The sequence below is a fragment of the Bacillus sp. VA13 genome, from assembly GCF_055710085.1.
This window is the reverse complement of sequence record NZ_JBVQPP010000001.1, coordinates 1,484,087-1,501,251: the sequence shown is the minus strand read 5'-3', so window position 1 is coordinate 1,501,251 and position 17,165 is coordinate 1,484,087. Positions and strand designations below refer to the sequence as shown.

The 17,165-nt window shown below is 45.4% G+C and carries 16 protein-coding genes; 15 read left to right on the top strand and 1 reads right to left on the bottom strand.

What is annotated here, in order from left to right; all coding sequences use genetic code 11:
- Positions 1-79 precede the first annotated feature (79 nt).
- The 9 genes from bioW (at position 80) to AC0C66_RS07710 (ending at position 9,738) form a co-directional block, all read left to right on the top strand.
- The gene (gene bioW, locus AC0C66_RS07750; RefSeq protein WP_461845663.1) at positions 80-856 is read left to right on the top strand and encodes a 6-carboxyhexanoate--CoA ligase; all 777 of its coding nucleotides are present in this window, start codon (positions 80-82) and stop codon (positions 854-856) included.
- Positions 846-2,192, top strand: a complete 1,347-nt coding sequence (gene bioA / locus AC0C66_RS07745) for an adenosylmethionine--8-amino-7-oxononanoate transaminase (protein ID WP_461845662.1) — start codon at positions 846-848, stop codon at positions 2,190-2,192. The genes bioW and bioA overlap by 11 nt, the downstream gene beginning before the upstream one ends.
- Positions 2,182-3,351, top strand: a complete 1,170-nt coding sequence (gene bioF / locus AC0C66_RS07740; protein ID WP_072181990.1) for an 8-amino-7-oxononanoate synthase — start codon at positions 2,182-2,184, stop codon at positions 3,349-3,351. The genes bioA and bioF overlap by 11 nt, the downstream gene beginning before the upstream one ends.
- Positions 3,348-4,043 carry a dethiobiotin synthase gene (bioD, locus tag AC0C66_RS07735; RefSeq protein ID WP_072181991.1) on the top strand — a complete coding sequence of 232 codons (696 nt, stop codon included), beginning with the start codon at positions 3,348-3,350 and terminating at the stop codon, positions 4,041-4,043. The genes bioF and bioD overlap by 4 nt, the downstream gene beginning before the upstream one ends.
- A 2-nt stretch (positions 4,044-4,045) precedes the next feature.
- Positions 4,046-5,053: a biotin synthase BioB gene (bioB, locus tag AC0C66_RS07730; RefSeq protein ID WP_014114835.1), complete on the top strand. Its 1,008-nt coding sequence runs from the start codon at positions 4,046-4,048 to the stop codon at positions 5,051-5,053.
- A gap of 69 nt (positions 5,054-5,122) precedes the next feature.
- A complete protein-coding gene (locus AC0C66_RS07725) occupies positions 5,123-6,310 on the top strand; it encodes a cytochrome P450 (RefSeq protein WP_072181992.1) in 1,188 nt (395 codons plus the stop codon).
- Positions 6,311-6,387: 77 nt separating this feature from the next.
- The gene (locus AC0C66_RS07720; RefSeq protein WP_014114833.1) at positions 6,388-7,149 is read left to right on the top strand and encodes an NAD-dependent epimerase/dehydratase family protein; all 762 of its coding nucleotides are present in this window, start codon (positions 6,388-6,390) and stop codon (positions 7,147-7,149) included.
- Between the two features lie 208 nt (positions 7,150-7,357).
- Entirely contained in the window at positions 7,358-8,218 is an 861-nt protein-coding gene (locus AC0C66_RS07715; protein WP_072181993.1) for a carbohydrate ABC transporter permease, read from the top strand.
- Between the two features lie 23 nt (positions 8,219-8,241).
- Positions 8,242-9,738, top strand: a complete 1,497-nt coding sequence (locus AC0C66_RS07710; protein WP_072181994.1) for an extracellular solute-binding protein — start codon at positions 8,242-8,244, stop codon at positions 9,736-9,738.
- A gap of 41 nt (positions 9,739-9,779) precedes the next feature.
- Here the strand turns inward: AC0C66_RS07710 and AC0C66_RS07705 are convergent, their stop codons facing one another.
- Positions 9,780-12,095, bottom strand: coding sequence for a helix-turn-helix domain-containing protein (locus AC0C66_RS07705; protein WP_090558252.1), 2,316 nt, complete (start codon positions 12,093-12,095; stop codon positions 9,780-9,782).
- Between the two features lie 215 nt (positions 12,096-12,310).
- Between AC0C66_RS07705 and rmgP the strand changes: the two genes are divergently transcribed.
- The 6 genes from rmgP to AC0C66_RS07675 all read left to right on the top strand — a co-directional run bounded on the left by rmgP (position 12,311) and on the right by AC0C66_RS07675 (position 17,143).
- Positions 12,311-13,276 carry a polygalacturonan/rhamnogalacturonan ABC transporter permease gene (gene rmgP, locus AC0C66_RS07700; protein WP_014114828.1) on the top strand — a complete coding sequence of 322 codons (966 nt, stop codon included), beginning with the start codon at positions 12,311-12,313 and terminating at the stop codon, positions 13,274-13,276.
- A 7-nt stretch (positions 13,277-13,283) separates the two neighbouring features.
- Positions 13,284-14,405: an unsaturated rhamnogalacturonyl hydrolase gene (rmgQ, locus tag AC0C66_RS07695; RefSeq protein WP_461845677.1), complete on the top strand. Its 1,122-nt coding sequence runs from the start codon at positions 13,284-13,286 to the stop codon at positions 14,403-14,405.
- Positions 14,402-14,905 carry a lipoprotein YteS gene (locus tag AC0C66_RS07690; protein WP_461845661.1) on the top strand — a complete coding sequence of 168 codons (504 nt, stop codon included), beginning with the start codon at positions 14,402-14,404 and terminating at the stop codon, positions 14,903-14,905. Before rmgQ ends, AC0C66_RS07690 begins: the two co-directional genes overlap by 4 nt.
- A gap of 11 nt (positions 14,906-14,916) precedes the next feature.
- Complete coding sequence (locus AC0C66_RS07685; protein WP_061186794.1) at positions 14,917-16,203, top strand: Gfo/Idh/MocA family protein; 1,287 nt, start codon at positions 14,917-14,919, stop codon at positions 16,201-16,203.
- A gap of 21 nt (positions 16,204-16,224) precedes the next feature.
- A complete protein-coding gene (locus tag AC0C66_RS07680) occupies positions 16,225-16,893 on the top strand; it encodes a YesL family protein (protein WP_072181998.1) in 669 nt (222 codons plus the stop codon).
- 67 nt (positions 16,894-16,960) lie between these two features.
- Positions 16,961-17,143 (top strand): sporulation protein Cse60, encoded by a 183-nt coding sequence (locus tag AC0C66_RS07675; RefSeq protein WP_003223398.1) that lies wholly within the window; start codon positions 16,961-16,963, stop codon positions 17,141-17,143.
- Positions 17,144-17,165 lie beyond the last annotated feature (22 nt).

The following is a 17,165-nucleotide window of genomic DNA, read 5'->3' as shown; positions in this document are numbered from 1 at the left end:
ACTTTAATTTATAATTGGTTAACAATTAGAATAGGATGTGATATACGTTCTTCAGTTATTAGTGAAAGGGCGAGAATGGATGCAAGAAGAAACATTTTATAGTGTCAGAATGAGGGCATCTATGAATGGATCTCATGAAGACGGCGGAAAGCATATATCTGGCGGAGAACGGCTTATTCCTTTCCATGAGATGCAGCGTACAGTCAATGCCTTATTAGAAAAAGGGTTATCCCATTCAAGAGGAAAGCCTGATTTTATGCAAATTCAATTTGAAGAGGTTCATGAACCGATAAAAACCATACAGCCATTGCCAGTGCATACGAACGAAGTGAGCTCCCCGGAAGAGGGACAAAAGCTTGCCCGATTGTTGTTGGAAAGAGAAGGCGTTTCACGAGAAGTGATTGCAAAAGCATATGAACAAATCCCTTCATGGTCGGGTGTCAGGGGAGCTGTTTTGTTTGATATTCACTCAGGCAAGCGGATTGATCAAACAAAAGAAAAAGGGGTGCGTGTCTCCAGAATGGATTGGCCGGACGCTAATTTTGAAAAATGGGCGCTTCGTTGTCACGTGCCGGCACATTCTAGAATAAAAGAGGCACTTGCGCTCGCTTCAAAGGTTAGCCGGCACCTGGCAGCCGTTGCAGAATTATGCTGGTCAGATGACCCTGATTACATAACAGGCTACGTAGCAGGTAAGAAAATGGGCTATCAGCGTATTACAGCAATGAAAGAATACGGGATTGAAGAGGGCTGCCGGATCTTTTTTATTGATGGCTCCGAAGATGTAAACACGTACATACATGATCTGGAGAAGCAGCCTATTTTGATAGAGTGGGAGGAAGAGCATGACTCATGATTTGATAGAAAACAGTAAAAAGCACCTCTGGCTGCCGTTTACCCAAATGAAAGATTATGATGAAAACCCCTTAATCATCGAAAGCGGCACTGGAATCAAAGTCAAAGACATAAACGGCAAGCAATACTATGACGGTTTTTCTTCTGTTTGGCTTAATGTCCACGGGCACCGCAAAAAGGAATTAGATGACGCGATAAAAAAGCAGCTCGGAAAAATTGCGCACTCCACGTTATTGGGCATGACCAACGTTCCAGCAACCCAGCTTGCCGAAGCATTAATCGACATCAGCCCAAATAAGCTCACGCGAGTCTTTTATTCAGACAGCGGTGCAGAAGCGATGGAAATAGCCCTAAAAATGGCGTTTCAGTATTGGAAGAACATCGGAAAGCCTGAGAAACAAAAATTTATCGCAATGAAAAATGGCTATCACGGTGATACGATTGGCGCCGTCAGTGTCGGTTCAATTGAACTGTTCCACCACGTATACGGCCCGTTAATGTTTGATAGTTACAAAGCTCCGATTCCTTATGTGTATCGCTCTGAAAGCGGCGATCCTGATGAGTGCCGTGATGAGTGCCTGCGAGAACTTGAACAGCTGCTCGAAGAACATCATGAGGACATTGCCGCACTTTCCATTGAATCAATGGTTCAAGGAGCGTCCGGGATGATTGTGATGCCCAAAGGGTATTTGGCAGGCGTGCGCGAGCTATGTACTAAATACGATGTCTTAATGATCGTTGATGAAGTCGCCACAGGCTTTGGCCGTACCGGGAAAATGTTTGCGTGTGAGCACGAGAATGTCCAGCCTGATCTGATGGCTGCCGGCAAAGGCATTACAGGAGGCTATTTGCCAATCGCCGTTACGTTTGCCACTGAAGACATCTATAAGGCATTCTATGATGATTATGAAAACCAAAAAACCTTTTTCCACGGTCATTCCTACACAGGAAATCAGCTCGGCTGTGCGGTTGCACTTGAAAATCTGAGATTATTTGAATCTGAAAACATTGTGGAACAAGTCGCGCAAAAAAGTGAAAAACTCCATTTCCTTCTTCAAGATCTGTACACTCTTCCTCACGTGGGAGATATTCGGCAGCTGGGCTTTATGTGCGGTGCAGAGCTTGTTCAGTCAAAGGAGACCAAAAAGCCTTACCCTGCTGATCGGCGGGTTGGCTACAAAGTTTCCTTAAAAATGAGAGAGCTTGGCATGCTGACAAGGCCGCTGGGGGACGTGATTGCATTTCTGCCTCCTCTCGCCAGCACAGCTGAAGAGCTCGCGGAAATGGTTGCCATTATGAAAGAAGCGATCCAAGAGGTAACCAGCCTTGAAGATTGATGCCTGGTTAAACGAGCGGTTAGACAGAGCGAAGGAAGCCGGCGTATACCGTAATCTGCGGACAATGAACGGGGCTCCGGTTCCAGAGAGGAAAATTGATGGAGAGAATCAAACGGTCTGGTCTTCAAACAATTATTTAGGACTGGCAAGCCATAGCCGCTTGATCTCTGCAGCCCAAGAAGCACTGCAGCAATTTGGGGCAGGAAGCAGCGGCTCCCGTTTAACGACAGGCAATTCGGTTTGGCATGAAAAGCTTGAAAAAAAGATTGCCACCTTTAAACGGACGGAAGCGGCTTTACTGTTTTCGAGCGGTTATTTAGCCAATGTCGGTGTCCTTTCATCATTGCCAGAAAAGGAAGATGTTATTTTAAGTGATCAACTCAATCATGCAAGTATGATTGATGGCTGCCGGCTGTCTAAGGCTGATACAGTTGTTTACCGGCATATTGATATGGATGATCTTGAAAACAAGCTGAATGAAACACAGCGTTATCAGCGCCGTTTTATCGTAACAGACGGGGTTTTCAGCATGGATGGCACAATTGCCCCTCTTGATCAAATCATCTCACTTGCGAAACGCTATCATGCCTTCGTGATCGTTGATGATGCCCATGCCACAGGTGTTTTGGGTGATTCAGGAGGAGGAACGAGTGAGTACTTTGGTGTTTGTCCTGACATTGTGATCGGCACCTTAAGCAAAGCTGTTGGCACGGAAGGAGGTTTTGCTGCAGGTTCAGCGGCCTTCGTCGACTTTTTGCTCAACCATGCCAGAACATTTATCTTTCAAACCGCTATTCCGCCAGTCAGCTGTGCAGCCGCTTATGAGGCTTTCAACATCATTGAAGCCAGCAGGGAAAAACGGCAGCTTTTATTTTCTTATATCAACATGATCAGAACCAGTCTGAAGAACATGGGTTATGTGGTAAAAGGTGATCACACGCCGATTATTCCTGTGATCATCGGCGATGCCCGAAAAACGGTCACATTTGCTGAAAAACTGCAGAACAATGGGATTTATGCCCCTGCCATTCGGCCGCCGACCGTTGCGCGAGGTGAAAGCCGGATCCGATTAACAATCACTGCTGACCACAGTATTCGTGATATTAATCATTTGCTGAAATCATTTCATTCAATTGGAAAGGAGCTGCACATCATTTGAGGGGTTTTTTTGTGACAGGAACAGATACAGAAGTGGGGAAAACGGTTATATCCAGCGGAATCGCCGCTTTATTGCGAGAACATAACAAAGATGTCGGGGTGTTTAAACCATTTTTAAGCGGTATATCTCGTCATCATCCGGAGAGCGACACTAGTCTCCTGAAAAATACGTCACAGACGAGTCTTTCTCATGAAGACATTACGCCTTTTGCCTTCAAAGCGCCACTTGCACCATATGTTGCAGGGAAGCTGGAAGGAAAGGCTGTCACCATGGAAGAGGTTTTAAGCCATTGGGAGCGGATAAGAGAAAAACATGAATGCTTTATCGTAGAAGGTGCGGGTGGTATTTCTGTGCCATTGGGAGAGGATTTTTTAGTCAGTCATGTCGTAAAAGCGCTACAGCTTCCCATCATCATTGTGGCACGTCCTCATCTTGGAACAATTAATCATACCTTTTTAACCGTCCAATATGCAAAAAGTATGGGGCTGCCAATTGCCGGAATTGTCATCAATGGAATCAGTGGTTCCCCTGATGATGATGAAAAAACCAATCCTGGGATGATTGAGCGCTTATGCGATGTGCCGATTTTAGGGATTACGCCAAAGCTTGCCAACGTGACGAAAGAAACGGTTCTACATATGGTAAAAGACCATATCAATCTATCATTACTGATGAATCAAGTGGGGGTATGAGAATGAATCAATGGATGGAACTCGCAGACCAGGTGCTTGCTGGAGCGGAAGTGACCGACGAAGAGGCGCTTTCGATATTAAACTGTCCTGATGAAGATATTTTGCTTTTAATGCATGGGGCTTTTCATATCAGAAAACACTTTTATGGAAAAAAAGTAAAGCTCAATATGATTATGAATGCGAAATCAGGACTCTGTCCGGAAAACTGCGGCTATTGTTCACAGTCCGCGATTTCAAAAGCGCCGATTCAGTCTTACCGGATGGTGAATAAGGAAACGCTTCTAGAAGGCGCAAAGCGGGCGCACGATCTAAATATCGGCACATATTGCATCGTGGCAAGCGGCAGGGGGCCGTCCAACAGAGAAGTGGATCAGGTCGTAGACGCGGTGCAGGAAATTAAAGAGACATATGGATTGAAGGTTTGTGCGTGTCTCGGACTGTTAAAGCCGGAGCAGGCGAAGCGGCTGAAAGAAGCCGGAGTAGACCGCTATAACCATAATTTGAATACTTCACAGAGAAACCATTCAAACATCACGACCTCACATACATACGATGACAGGGTCAATACGGTTGAAATGGCAAAAGAATCAGGGTTGTCCCCGTGTTCAGGCGCCATTATCGGAATGAAGGAGACGAAACAGGACGTCATCGATATTGCAAAAAGTTTGAAGGCCCTTGACGCGGATTCCATTCCGGTGAATTTTTTGCATGCGATTGACGGCACGCCGTTAGAAGGCGTCAATGAATTAAACCCGCTGTATTGTTTAAAAGTGCTGGCACTGTTCCGTTTTATCAATCCGTCAAAGGAAATCCGCATTTCCGGAGGAAGAGAGGTCAATCTCCGCTCATTACAGCCATTAGGGCTTTACGCCGCTAACTCCATTTTTGTCGGAGATTACTTAACAACTGCCGGACAAGAGGAGACGGAGGACCATAAAATGCTGAATGATTTAGGCTTTGAAGTAGAATCTGTCGAAGAAATGAAGGCCAGTTTAAGTGCGAAAAGCTGAAAGAATCAATAAAAGCAATCGGTGTGATGTCGATTGCTTTTTATTTTTTAATAGAGAGGAAAGATACACATGACAATTGCATTTTCAACTGCATCTTCTGAGTTTTTGAAAGACCCATATCCTTTTTACGAAACGTTGCGTGCTGTTCATCCTATATATAAAGGGAGTTTCTTGAAATACCCGGGCTGGTATGTCACAGGATATGAAGAAACGGCAGCTATCCTGAAAGATGCCAGATTCAAAGTCCGGACCCCGCTCCCTGAGACGTCAATCAAATATCAGGATCTTAAACATGTACAAAATCAGATGATGCTGTTTCAGAATCAGCCTGATCATAGGCGATTGCGGACGCTGGCCAGCGGAGCGTTTACTCCGAGAATGGCAGAGAGCTATCGTCTGTATATCGATGAAACTGTCCATCACTTGCTTGATCAAGTGCAAGGTGAAAAAAAGATGGAGGTGATTTCGGACTTTGCTTTTCCTTTAGCTAGCTACGTCATAGCTAACATTATAGGCGTACCGGCGGAAGATAGGGAGCAATTAAAAGAATGGGCTTCAAGTCTCATTCAAACGATTGATTTTACCCGGTCAAGAAAAGCATTAACAGAGGGCAATCATATCTCTGTACAGGCCATGGCATATTTTAGAGAGCTGATTCAAAGGCGAAAACGGCATCCACAGCAGGATATGGTCAGCATGCTATTGAAGGGGAAAGAAAAGGATAAGCTGACAGAAGAGGAAGTGGCATCTACGTGTGTATTGCTGGCGATCGCCGGACATGAGACAACGGTCAATCTCATCAGCAATTCAGTCCTTTGTCTGCTGCAGCATCCACAACAGCTTCTGAAGCTGAAAGAAAACCCAGATCTTATTGATACCGCAGTTGAGGAATGTTTACGCTATGAAAGCCCCACGCAAATGACTGCAAGAGTTGCGTCAGAAGATATTGACATCAGCGGGGTGACGATTCGTAAAGGGGAACAAGTCTATCTGCTGTTAGGGGCTGCCAATCGAGATCCAAACATATTCATGCAAGCCGATGTTTTCGATATAACCAGAAGCCCTAATCCGCATCTTTCATTCGGTCAGGGACATCATGTTTGCCTAGGATCCTCGCTGGCACGATTAGAAGCACAAATTGCGATTCATACCCTTCTGCAGCGAATGCACGGCCTCAAGCTCGCTGATTCTGAATGGCGGTACCGGCCGCTTTTTGGCTTTCGGGCGCTTGAGGAGCTGCCGGTGACTTTTGAATAAACCAAAGCATGTGCGTGCCAAAAAAAGTGTCAGCCCCGCCGAAAATGGGCAATCTATAAAAAAGGGGAGTGAACATAGTGAAAAAAGTGCTGATCGCCGGCGGAAATGGTGTAATTGGGAGACTCCTGGCTGAAGGGCTTATTTCAGATTATGAAGTGACAGTGCTTGATAAAGATCATTTCGATGGCACAGCCTCTTCCATTCAGGCTGACGCGGCAAATTATGAGGAGCTGTTAAAGAAGATTCCGAAAGATACCGATGTGATCTTAAATTTATTGGCTGTCAACATCAAATACGATGTCATGGACATCGCTGAATTTGAGAAAATGACGGATGTTTTCTATAGGGCAAGCTATTATCTGTGCCGCGCCGCAGCGGAGCTCGGCATTCAAAAGCTCGTGTTCGCCAGCAGCAATCATGTCACAGATGTGTACGAAAAAGACGGGCGTTCTCTCTTAGGACGGGAAATCACAACAAGCGATTATCCGCTGTCAAAAAACTTGTACGGTGTTTTAAAGCTGACCTCGGAACAGATCGGCCATTTATTTTATTTGGAAAATAAGCTTTCAGTGATCAACCTTCGAATCGGAACAGTCGTCACAGATGAAATGGATACGCTGCATGAAAAAGAACGGACGAAAAAAACGCTGCTTTCTCATCCCGATCTGCTGTCAATTTTTAAAGCCGCCATTGAAACCAATATCCGGTACGGCACTTATTACGCCGTCTCTGATAATCCGGGCCGGCCATGGTCCATTGAATCCGCTGTCAATGAACTGGGATTTTCACCACAAATCAATACGGCCGAGCTTCTGAAAGAGGAAGAGAACGGAGCATAATCATTTTCTAAGATTATGCTCTTTTTCTTTTGTGATCAATTTTCATTCACGGCAGCCCCCGCCGTGCCGGGGGACTCTGTTCAAATGATTATAGACATGGCGATCACAGATTTGCTACATTTTAGACACGATATCGTCACAAGCTGCAGCTCGTTCAGAAAATAATGATAACGCTTACAAAAGAGAGGTGGGAGCTATCGCACATTCATTGAAAAGTCGCCTGTTTGATATTTTGATTTACGGGTTTTTGCTGATGTTCGCTTTAATATGCGTACTTCCGTTTATTCATGTCATCGCAGCATCCTTCGCCACAGTAGAAGAAGTCGTGTCGAAAAAATTCATTTTAATACCGACCACTTTTTCGCTTGATGCTTATCGTTACATTTTTTCAACAGATATTATTTATAAGAGTTTGCTTGTTTCTGTGTTTGTGACAGTGATAGGCACTGCGGTCAGCATGTTTCTTTCGTCACTGATGGCTTACGGATTATCCCGCCGTGATTTAATCGGCAGGCAGCCGCTCATGTTTCTCGTCGTATTTACGATGCTTTTCAGCGGCGGCATGATTCCGACTTTCCTTGTGGTCAAATCACTCGGATTGCTTGATTCTTACTGGGCCCTCATTTTGCCGACAGCCATTAATGCCTTTAACCTGATCATTCTGAAAAACTTCTTTCAAAATATCCCGGCGAGCTTGGAGGAGTCCGCGAAAATCGACGGGTGCAATGACCTGGGCATTTTCTTTAAAATTGTGCTGCCGCTGTCACTTCCTGCGATCGCAACGATTTCACTATTTTATGCTGTAACATATTGGAACACGTATATGACGGCGATTTTGTACTTAAATGATTCAGCTAAATGGCCGATTCAGGTGCTTCTGCGCCAAATCGTGATTGTATCAAGCGGGATGCAGGGGGATATGTCAGAAATGGGGTCGGGCAGCCCGCCGCCTGAGCAAACCATTAAAATGGCCGTGATTGTGGTGGCGACCATCCCGGTTCTGCTCGTCTATCCATTTATACAAAAGCATTTTGCAAAAGGAGCTTTGCTGGGATCTGTCAAAGGATAAAGAAAATGAAACGGAGGGGTACGATGGGAAACAAATGGAGGGTGTTTTTGATTGTGCTTGTACTTGCATTTGGCGGAGTGCTGGCGGGCTGTAAAGGGGCTGATCAGTCTTCGGCTGAAGGCAAAGCTGACTCGGATTCAAAGGTGAAGCTGTCTTGGATGGCGATTTTGTATCACCAGCAACCGCCGAAAGACAGGGCGATTAAAGAAATTGAAAAGCTGACAAATACAGAACTGGACATCACCTGGGTTCCGGATGCGGTGAAAGAAGACAGGCTGAATGCGGCGCTTGCAGCCGGCAATCTTCCGCAAATCGTGACCATCCAAGATATTAAAAATTCGTCAGTCATGAATGCCTTCAGATCAGGAATGTTCTGGGAGATTGGCGATTATATCAAAGATTATCCGAACTTAAGCAAAATGAACAAACTCATTAATAAAAACGTAACAATCGACGGCAAGCTCTACGGGATATACAGAGAGCGTCCGCTTTCCAGACAGGGCATCGTCATTCGGAAGGACTGGCTCGACAATTTGAATTTGAAAACGCCGGAAACGCTTGATGAACTTTATAAAGTGGCCAAAGCGTTTACGGAGGACGATCCGGACAAGGATGGAAAAGACGATACATTCGGGCTGACAGACCGCAATGACTTAATTTACGGCGCGTTTAAAACGCTCGGCTCGTATGAAGGCATGCCGACAGATTGGAAGGAATCAGGCGGCAAATTCACGCCTGATTTCATGACGAAAGAATACAAAGACACAATGAATTATATGAAAAAACTGCGTGACAACGGCTATATGAATAAGGATTTTCCCGTCACAAGCAAAACCCAGCAGCAGGAGCTGTTTTCTCAAGGAAAAGCCGGCATCTATATTGGGAATATGGTAGATGCGGTTAATCTGCGCGACCATGCCTCCGATAAATCGATGAAGCTTGAAATCATCAACCGCATAAAAGGCCCAGATGGGAAAGAGCGGGTGTGGGCATCAGGAGGGCATAACGGCTTGTTTGCTTTTCCAAAAACGAGTGTGAAAACGGAAGCTGAGCTTAAACGGATTTTGGCGTTTTTTGACCGAATTGCCGAAGAAGACGTCTATAGCCTGATGACTTATGGCATTGACGGCGTTCATTATAACAAAGGAGAGGGCAAAACGTTCACACGCGAGGAGAGCCAAGTGAAAGACTGGCAGACTGATATTCAGCCGCTGTCGGCCTTAATCGCCATTGATAAAGCCTACTTAAAAAACACTGGGGATCCGCTTCGGACGGCGTACGAGGAGCTGACCGAAGACAATGAAAAGATCATCGTTTCAAACCCTGCTGAAAGCCTGTATTCCGCTGCGGAGTCGGAACGGGGAGATGAACTGAAGAAAATCATTGATGACGCGACCTATAAATATATGATTGGAGACATCACAGAAAGCCAGTTTGATAAAGAGGTGGAAAAATGGGAGTCAAGCGGCGGAAAGCAGATTATTCAGGAATACGAAGAAGCGTTTAAACAAGCAAAATAACAATGGGAAAACCCAAAACCGCTTGCGCGTTTTGGGTTTTTTTACATGCTCCTTTTTTGCTGGCGGTAGTTTCCCGGTGTAATCCCCTCCAGCTTCTTAAATGATCTGATAAAGTTTTGCGAGTTTTTATATTTCAGCTTTTCGGCAATGTCTTTTACCGCCATATCAGTTTCGGCAAGCCAGCTTTTCGCCATATGGTGGCGGTAGCTGGAGACATATTCGCTGAATGAAATGCCCATTTCTTTTTTGAAAATGCTGCTTAAATAGTTTGGGTTGTAATGCAGCCTGCGGGCGATTTCGTCCAGTGTCAAATCGGATTCAAACTCATGGTGGATGATATGAATAATGTTGTCGGAAATATTTTTGTACTGGGCATCCGCACGGGCGTTTACTTTGTCTGTCATTGGATGAATGAACTCATTCCTGAGCCAGTTTTCGGTATCCTCAAACGTTTTCAGCTCAAAAATTTGGTCATACAGCATTTTGTTTTCTTCAAGCTCAAACAATTCGATCCCGAGCACATGCATCAGCTCAATCACATGGTTCAAGAAGCGGGCGATTGCGATTTGAAATTGATACGGGTTGGTGTTTTGGGTGAAAATAGCTTGCAAAATCGCGTGCAGGCATTTGTCCGCTTTCTCCTTGTCTCCCGCTTTTACGGCATCGAACAGCTCATGCTGAAGCTGCTTTGGAAAATGGGTTTTGAAGGTTTTTTTCTGGTCAAGGTCTTCGTAAAAGATGATCGACTTGTTTTCCGCTTTGAGCCGGTATTTCAACGCTTCTGAGCCTTCCGCATAGGCTGTTTTCGCTTTTGCGAGCGCATCAAACGGCTGGCTGATGCCGATGCTGACAGACAGCTGCAGCTCAACTTCCGCTTTTTCCTGAATCATTCTTGCAGTCTCACTCAGATCAGCCAAGAATTCTTCCTTTGTCCCGTTCTGGTTGATCAAAATGGTTGCTTGCTGTTTGTCCACAACGGCGGGTGCAAGATGTTTGTCTGCCGGAATGTTTCGCTCAATGAGGCTGTTGACGGCGAACAAAAGCAGATCCATATCTTTTTTCTCATAAGGCGTGTGATTCAGCGTATCAATTTGAAGCACGAGCAGGGCGAGATGCCGCCAATTTTGCTTTAAACCAAGGCTTTCAAAACGGTTATTGACCTCCTCATCCGTCAGTTTTCCAAGCATGAGCCTGACCATAAAATATTGCTGGAGATGTGTTGCCTGCTGTTTCATCGTTTCTTCAAGGTCGTCATTTCTGTCCTTCAGCTGCTTAAAGCTCTGTTCGATTAACTCAAATTCATTTTGAGGCGGCTGTTTATCTTGTATGGCTCCATGCCTTGCAAATGATTCGTAAAGCACTCTGATCGGCTTGTAAAAATGGCGTGAGCCAAGCCAAGAGAATAATAATGAAAGCGTTAACAAAATAAAGCATACCGTAAAAGTGATCCAGCCGATTGACTTGGCCTCTTTTTTTAATTCAGGCAAGGAGACGAGAGAGAAATAAGTCCATGTGTTATAGTCAGATTTTTGATAGGTGACTTTATAATGAATCCGGTCAATAACTGTTTCAAACTGACCGCTATTGGCGGTCTGCGCCAGCATTTGTTGGACAAAGTCGTCGTTTTGAAGAGATTCACCGATGTCAGACATGTTGTTATGCAGGATGATGCGGCCTTTTTCATCAATGATAAACAGATTGTTGGCGTTTGAATAGTCAGGCATGTTTTTGACAAGCGAACAGCTCGGGATGCTTGCGGCGGCCAATCCCTTCGTATTTGTGCTGTTTAGAGGAAGCTGTTTAATCAAATTGATATTGTAGCGGCAGTTTTCTGATGTGCCTTCTTTTGTCGAAATCAAATGATTGTTTTTTTCAAGCGTCCAATACGAGCGGCTTGCTTTGTGTTGTGTGTACGCTGCGGATGCTTCATGAAGAGAGTCTGTATTCAAGCGGTACAAGCCGGAATTGTTCATGTACCATTTTTTCATATAACTGACTAGTGTCATGTTGGACAGGTCGGTATCAAAGCTTTGCAGATAGTTGAGCTCTTGGTTCACTTGGTTATAGATTTGAAATTGGTCAGAGTGCAAGGGCTCGGACAGTGTGCGAAGGAGAGGCGGCGAACTCACATAGTGGGTTAAAGAGTGATCGACGGTTTTCAAAATATGCTCAATGCTTTGCTGGGTCTGCTGGAGTGTGTCGAGTTTTTCCTCCGAAACGTTGGAGATAGCAGTCTTCTGAGAGTGCTCGTACGAAAACAATCCGACCAGAATGACCGGAATGGTGCTGAGCAAACAGAAAAACGTGATTAGTTTGTAATAAAACTTGTATTGGCTTCTTTTCATAAAACCCCCCATTTCATAACATCCACTTCACCTTAATACAATTAATCCAAAGATTGATAGATATTGTCAATAATCATTTTCTAATATCGGTGTCTTTTTTTCAGGTGGAACGGCTGAACCCTTGATCATAAAGGGATAAGGCAGGATGTGATCATATGATTGTAGACGGACTTTTGCCTGCTGCGCTACAGTGAATGCAAGAACCCGTGAAAGGAGGCTTGGCAAAGATGAAAACAGCAGAAGCGCAAGCGCCGGCTGTTGATGCAGTCATTTTTAAAAAAGAGAAAAGAAAGCGCTTACTAAATAGGCTGATCCAGCAGAAATATTTGTACTTGATGATTTTGCCGGGGTGTATTTATTTTTTGCTTTTTAAGTATGTCCCGATGTGGGGAATTGTGATTGCGTTTCAGGATTATCAGCCGTTTCTCGGCATTTTGGGCAGTGAATGGGTTGGGCTGAAGCATTTTATCAGGCTGTTTACAGAGCCTACATTTTTTCTCCTGTTAAAAAACACGCTCGTGTTATTTGCTTTGAATCTGGTTATATTTTTCCCGGTGCCGATTTTGCTGGCGCTTCTATTAAACGAAGTGCGGATCGCTCTCTTTAAAAAATTTGTTCAGACGCTGATTTATATCCCGCATTTTATGTCTTGGGTCATTGTTGTATCGCTTTCGTTTGTGCTTTTAACGGTAGACGGAGGCTTGATTAATGAACTGATTGTGTTTTTTGGCGGCGAAAAAATCAATTTTCTGCTGAACGAAGATTGGTTCCGGCCCCTGTATATTCTACAGGTCATCTGGAGGGAAGCGGGCTGGTCGACGATCATTTATCTGGCGGCCATTACAGCAGTTGACCCCCAGCTGTATGAAGCGGCGAAAATGGACGGAGCGGGACGGCTGCGGCAAATGTGGCATATTACGCTGCCCGCCATTAAAAGCGTTATCGTCGTTTTGCTGATTTTGAAAATCGGAGACACGCTGGAGCTTGGCTTCGAGCATGTGTATTTGCTGTTAAACGCGACAAACAGGGAAGTGGCGGAAATTTTTGATACGTACGTTTATACTGCAGGGCTGAAACAGGGCCAGTTCAGCTACAGTACAGCGGTCGGCGTATTTAAAGCGGCGGTCGGGCTGATTTTGGTCATGCTTGCGAATCGTTTGGCGAAGAAATTTGGCGAGGAAGGAATCTATTAAGAAAGGGATGGGATCAATGGATCAATCAATCGCTGTAAAATCGCCTCTTACGTACGCGGAGGCATTGGCAAAAACCATTATGAACACGTACACAGTGGAGGAGCTGCCGCCTGCAAACCGCTGGCACTACCATCAGGGTGTTTTATTATGCGGTGTATTGCAGCTGTGGGAAGCAACCGGGCAAAAGCAGTATTTTGAGTATGCGAAGGCTTATGCAGATCTCTTAATCGATGATTATGGCAATCTATTATTTAGAAGAGATGAGCTTGACGCTATTCAAGCGGGTCTTATTCTTTTTCCATTATACGAGCAGACCTGGGATGAGCGGTATGTCAAAGCGGCAAAAAGGCTGCGCGGCTTGTATGGGACACTGAACCGGACGTCTGAGGATGGTTTTTGGCACAAGGACGGCTATCCTTATCAAATGTGGCTTGACGGTTTATACATGGGCGGGCCGTTCGCACTGAAATATGCGAATCTGAAGCAGGAGCCGGAGCTGTTTGATCAGGTCGTGCTCCAAGAGTCGCTAATGAGAAAGCATACGAAGGATTCAAAAACCGGACTCTATTATCACGCCTGGGATGAAGCGAAAAAAATGCCTTGGGCCAATGAAGAGACAGGTTGTTCACCGGAATTCTGGGCGCGTTCCATCGGGTGGTACGTCATGTCTCTTGCTGACATGATTGAAGAGCTGCCGAAAAAGCATCCAAACCGTCACGTGTGGAAAAAAACGCTGCAGGACATGATTGAAAGCATCTGCCACTATCAAGACAAGGAGACGGGGTTATGGTACCAGATCGTTGATAAGGGCGACAGGCCCGATAACTGGCTGGAAAGCTCAGGATCCTGTCTGTATATGTACGCAATCGCAAAAGGAATCAATAAAGGATATCTAGACAGAGCATCCGAACCAACACTGTTCAAAGCGTATCAAGGACTGATTCAGCATAAAACCGAAACAACAGAAGACGGTGCGTTTCTCGTTAAAGATATATGTGTCGGAACGTCAGCCGGCTTCTATGACTATTATGTCAGCCGGGAAAGAAGCACAAACGACCTGCACGGGGCCGGCGCGTTTATTTTGGCTATGACAGAGCTGGAGACTCTTTTTAGGTCAGCGGGGAAATGACAACAAGTATACGTACGGCTTTGTGTGTGATCGTCTCAGTGCTCTTTTTGGCATCATGCTCAAGCAGGCTGGACGGAATGCATGTCATCCTCTTTTCTGATATGCAGGCAGGCGTACAGGAAAACATCAAAGAGGCCGTTGAGCAGAAGGCCGGGAAGGTTGATATCTATCCAGCCTTTCCGGAAAAACTGCTGACTGAAATCACCGCTCATGAGGGAGATGTTTTCATCGTGCCTGAAGACATGTTTCAAGCGTACGATGATCCGGAAAATTTTCAGCTGTTAGATGGATTGCCGTTGGAAAAAACATCTCCTTATACAACTGTTAATAAAAAAACAGGAGAAAAAACGGTCTATGCCGTTCGGATCGAAAAAGGGAAAAAACAGCTGAATGGCTATTCTTTTCAATTGAATCGCAATATGGCGGCGTTTATCCCTGTGTACGCTAAAAAAACAGAGGAAGCGCTGCAGCTGATTTCCCAACTAACTGAAGCCCGATAGAGGTGAGGACATTGAAGAACATCGTTATTTGCGGATTGAGCAGCAGAGCTCTGAGTATGTTTATCAAACCGCTGATGGAGCGGTTTTCAACACATTATGAGATTACAGGATTGCTGGATGCTGATCCGAAACGTTTCGCCGTATGCAAGAAGAAGTTTCCCGAGCTTGCCCACGTACCGGAGTACAACGAAGATGCTTTTGATGAAATGATGCGCGTTTCAAAGCCTGATATCGTTATTGTGGCAGGCAGGGATGACACACATGTCACATATATCTTAAGAAGCCTTCAGTGGGATATGGATGTGATTACAGAAAAACCAATGGTGACGACAGTGCAGGATGCGAATCGGGTGCTTGAGGCGGAGGCGAAAAGCAAAGGGAAAGTGACCGTGGCGTTTAACTATCGTTATAGCCCGTTTCATCGGAAAATTAAAGAGATGATTCTGGACGGAAAAATAGGCAGGGTAACCTCTGTTGATTTGAATTGGTATATTGATACGTATCACGGCGCCAGCTATTTTAAACGCTGGAACCGGTCAAGGCCACTTTCCGGCGGTCTTTCTGTCCATAAATCAACACACCACTTCGATCTCGTTAATTGGTGGCTCGGGCAAAATCCGGCGGAGGTATTTGCTTACGGTGCCTTGAATTACTATGGGCCGGACAGTGAGTGGAACCCGCTGCCGGAAGAAGACGGGCGTTTTTGCGGGACGTGCCGGGTCAAAGAAAAATGCCATTACTATTCAAGATGGCATCCCCGCTCCTCCAAAGCCTCTGTTAAGGATGATCATCTCCAAGCGGGGGACCAGTCCAGCTTATATACTGCATACAGGCCTGACGCGTGTATTTTTGACGAGGAGATTGACATCGAGGATACATACGTGGCGGCTGTCAAATATGACGGCGGCGCGCTTTTAAGCTACTCGATCATATTTTCCGCCCCGTATGAAGGCTACCGGCTGACGATCAACGGCACAAAAGGGCGTATCGAATCAAATGAATTTCACGAGCCTTCCAGAATTCCGTTTGCTTTTCCTGAGCAGACGATCGAATACTATCCGCTTTTTGAATCAAAGCAGACAATACAAGTGGTCAAAAACGAGGGCGGGCACGGCGGAGGCGACCCGCTATTGCTTGAGGATCTTTTTTTAGGAAAAGACCCGCTGCGCCGCTATGACATTTTAGCCGGGGCTGAAGCAGGAGCCTACTCCATCGCGGTTGGTGAGGGGATGTGGCGCTCGGTTGCCGAAAAGAAGCCGATCGACATTAAAAGGCTTTTTCAAATGCAAAATGTATAATGCGGAAAAGGAGGGACTGCCGTGGAGCATGATGGTTCAATGGGGCGGGTGCTGCGCTTTTGCGAGTGGATCATGAGATTTGCGTATACAAACTTGCTTTGGCTGGTTTTTACGTTGCTCGGTCTCGGTGTGTTCGGCATCATGCCCGCGACCGCAGCTTTATTCGCTGTCATGCGGAAATGGATTCAGGGGCAGGACAACGTTCCAGTGCTAAAAACGTTTTGGCGGGAATACAAGGCTGAATTTTTTCGTTCAAATCTGATTGGCGCTGTATTGGCGATCATCGGATTGATCATTTATATCGATTTGGCCTTTATTTATCCAAGCCATTTCCTTCTGCATGTTCTGCGCTTCGCTATTATGATATTTGGATTTTTGTTCGTATCCATGCTTTTTTATGTGTTTCCGCTGCTTGTCCATTTTGACTGGAAAAAACGTCTGTATGTGAAGTTTTCGCTCTTGCTCAGTGTGGCGTATTTGCAATATACGCTCGTCATGCTTGCGCTGACTGTCGCTCTGTTTTTCTTGCTTGCGTACCTGCCCGGCATTGTCCCTTTTTTCAGCGTCAGCCTGATCAGCTACTGTCATATGCGAATTGTTTATGCCGTACTGCTGAAAGTGGAGCACCAAGACGGTGTGCCGCAGAAGAAACATCTTACACGGGAAGCTTTTTATCCGGAGACGAGGTGATCATCATTTCTCTATCATAACGCTGTTCCCAACGGAATAGATTGATAGAGAAAGGAGAGCGGATAAGATGCTGAAGGTGGCAGTATTTGATGAAGAACATGAAAAAGACTTACAGACGGAAATCAATTCATTTTTAAAAGGGATTTCGGAGGAGCAGCTGATTGATATCAAATATACGGTTTCGGCGGCGTGCGACCCGGACGGTGAGCAGCTTTACTGTTTTTCCGCCCTTATTCTATATCGAAAATAAAAAAAGATCTTCCCGCGGGCGC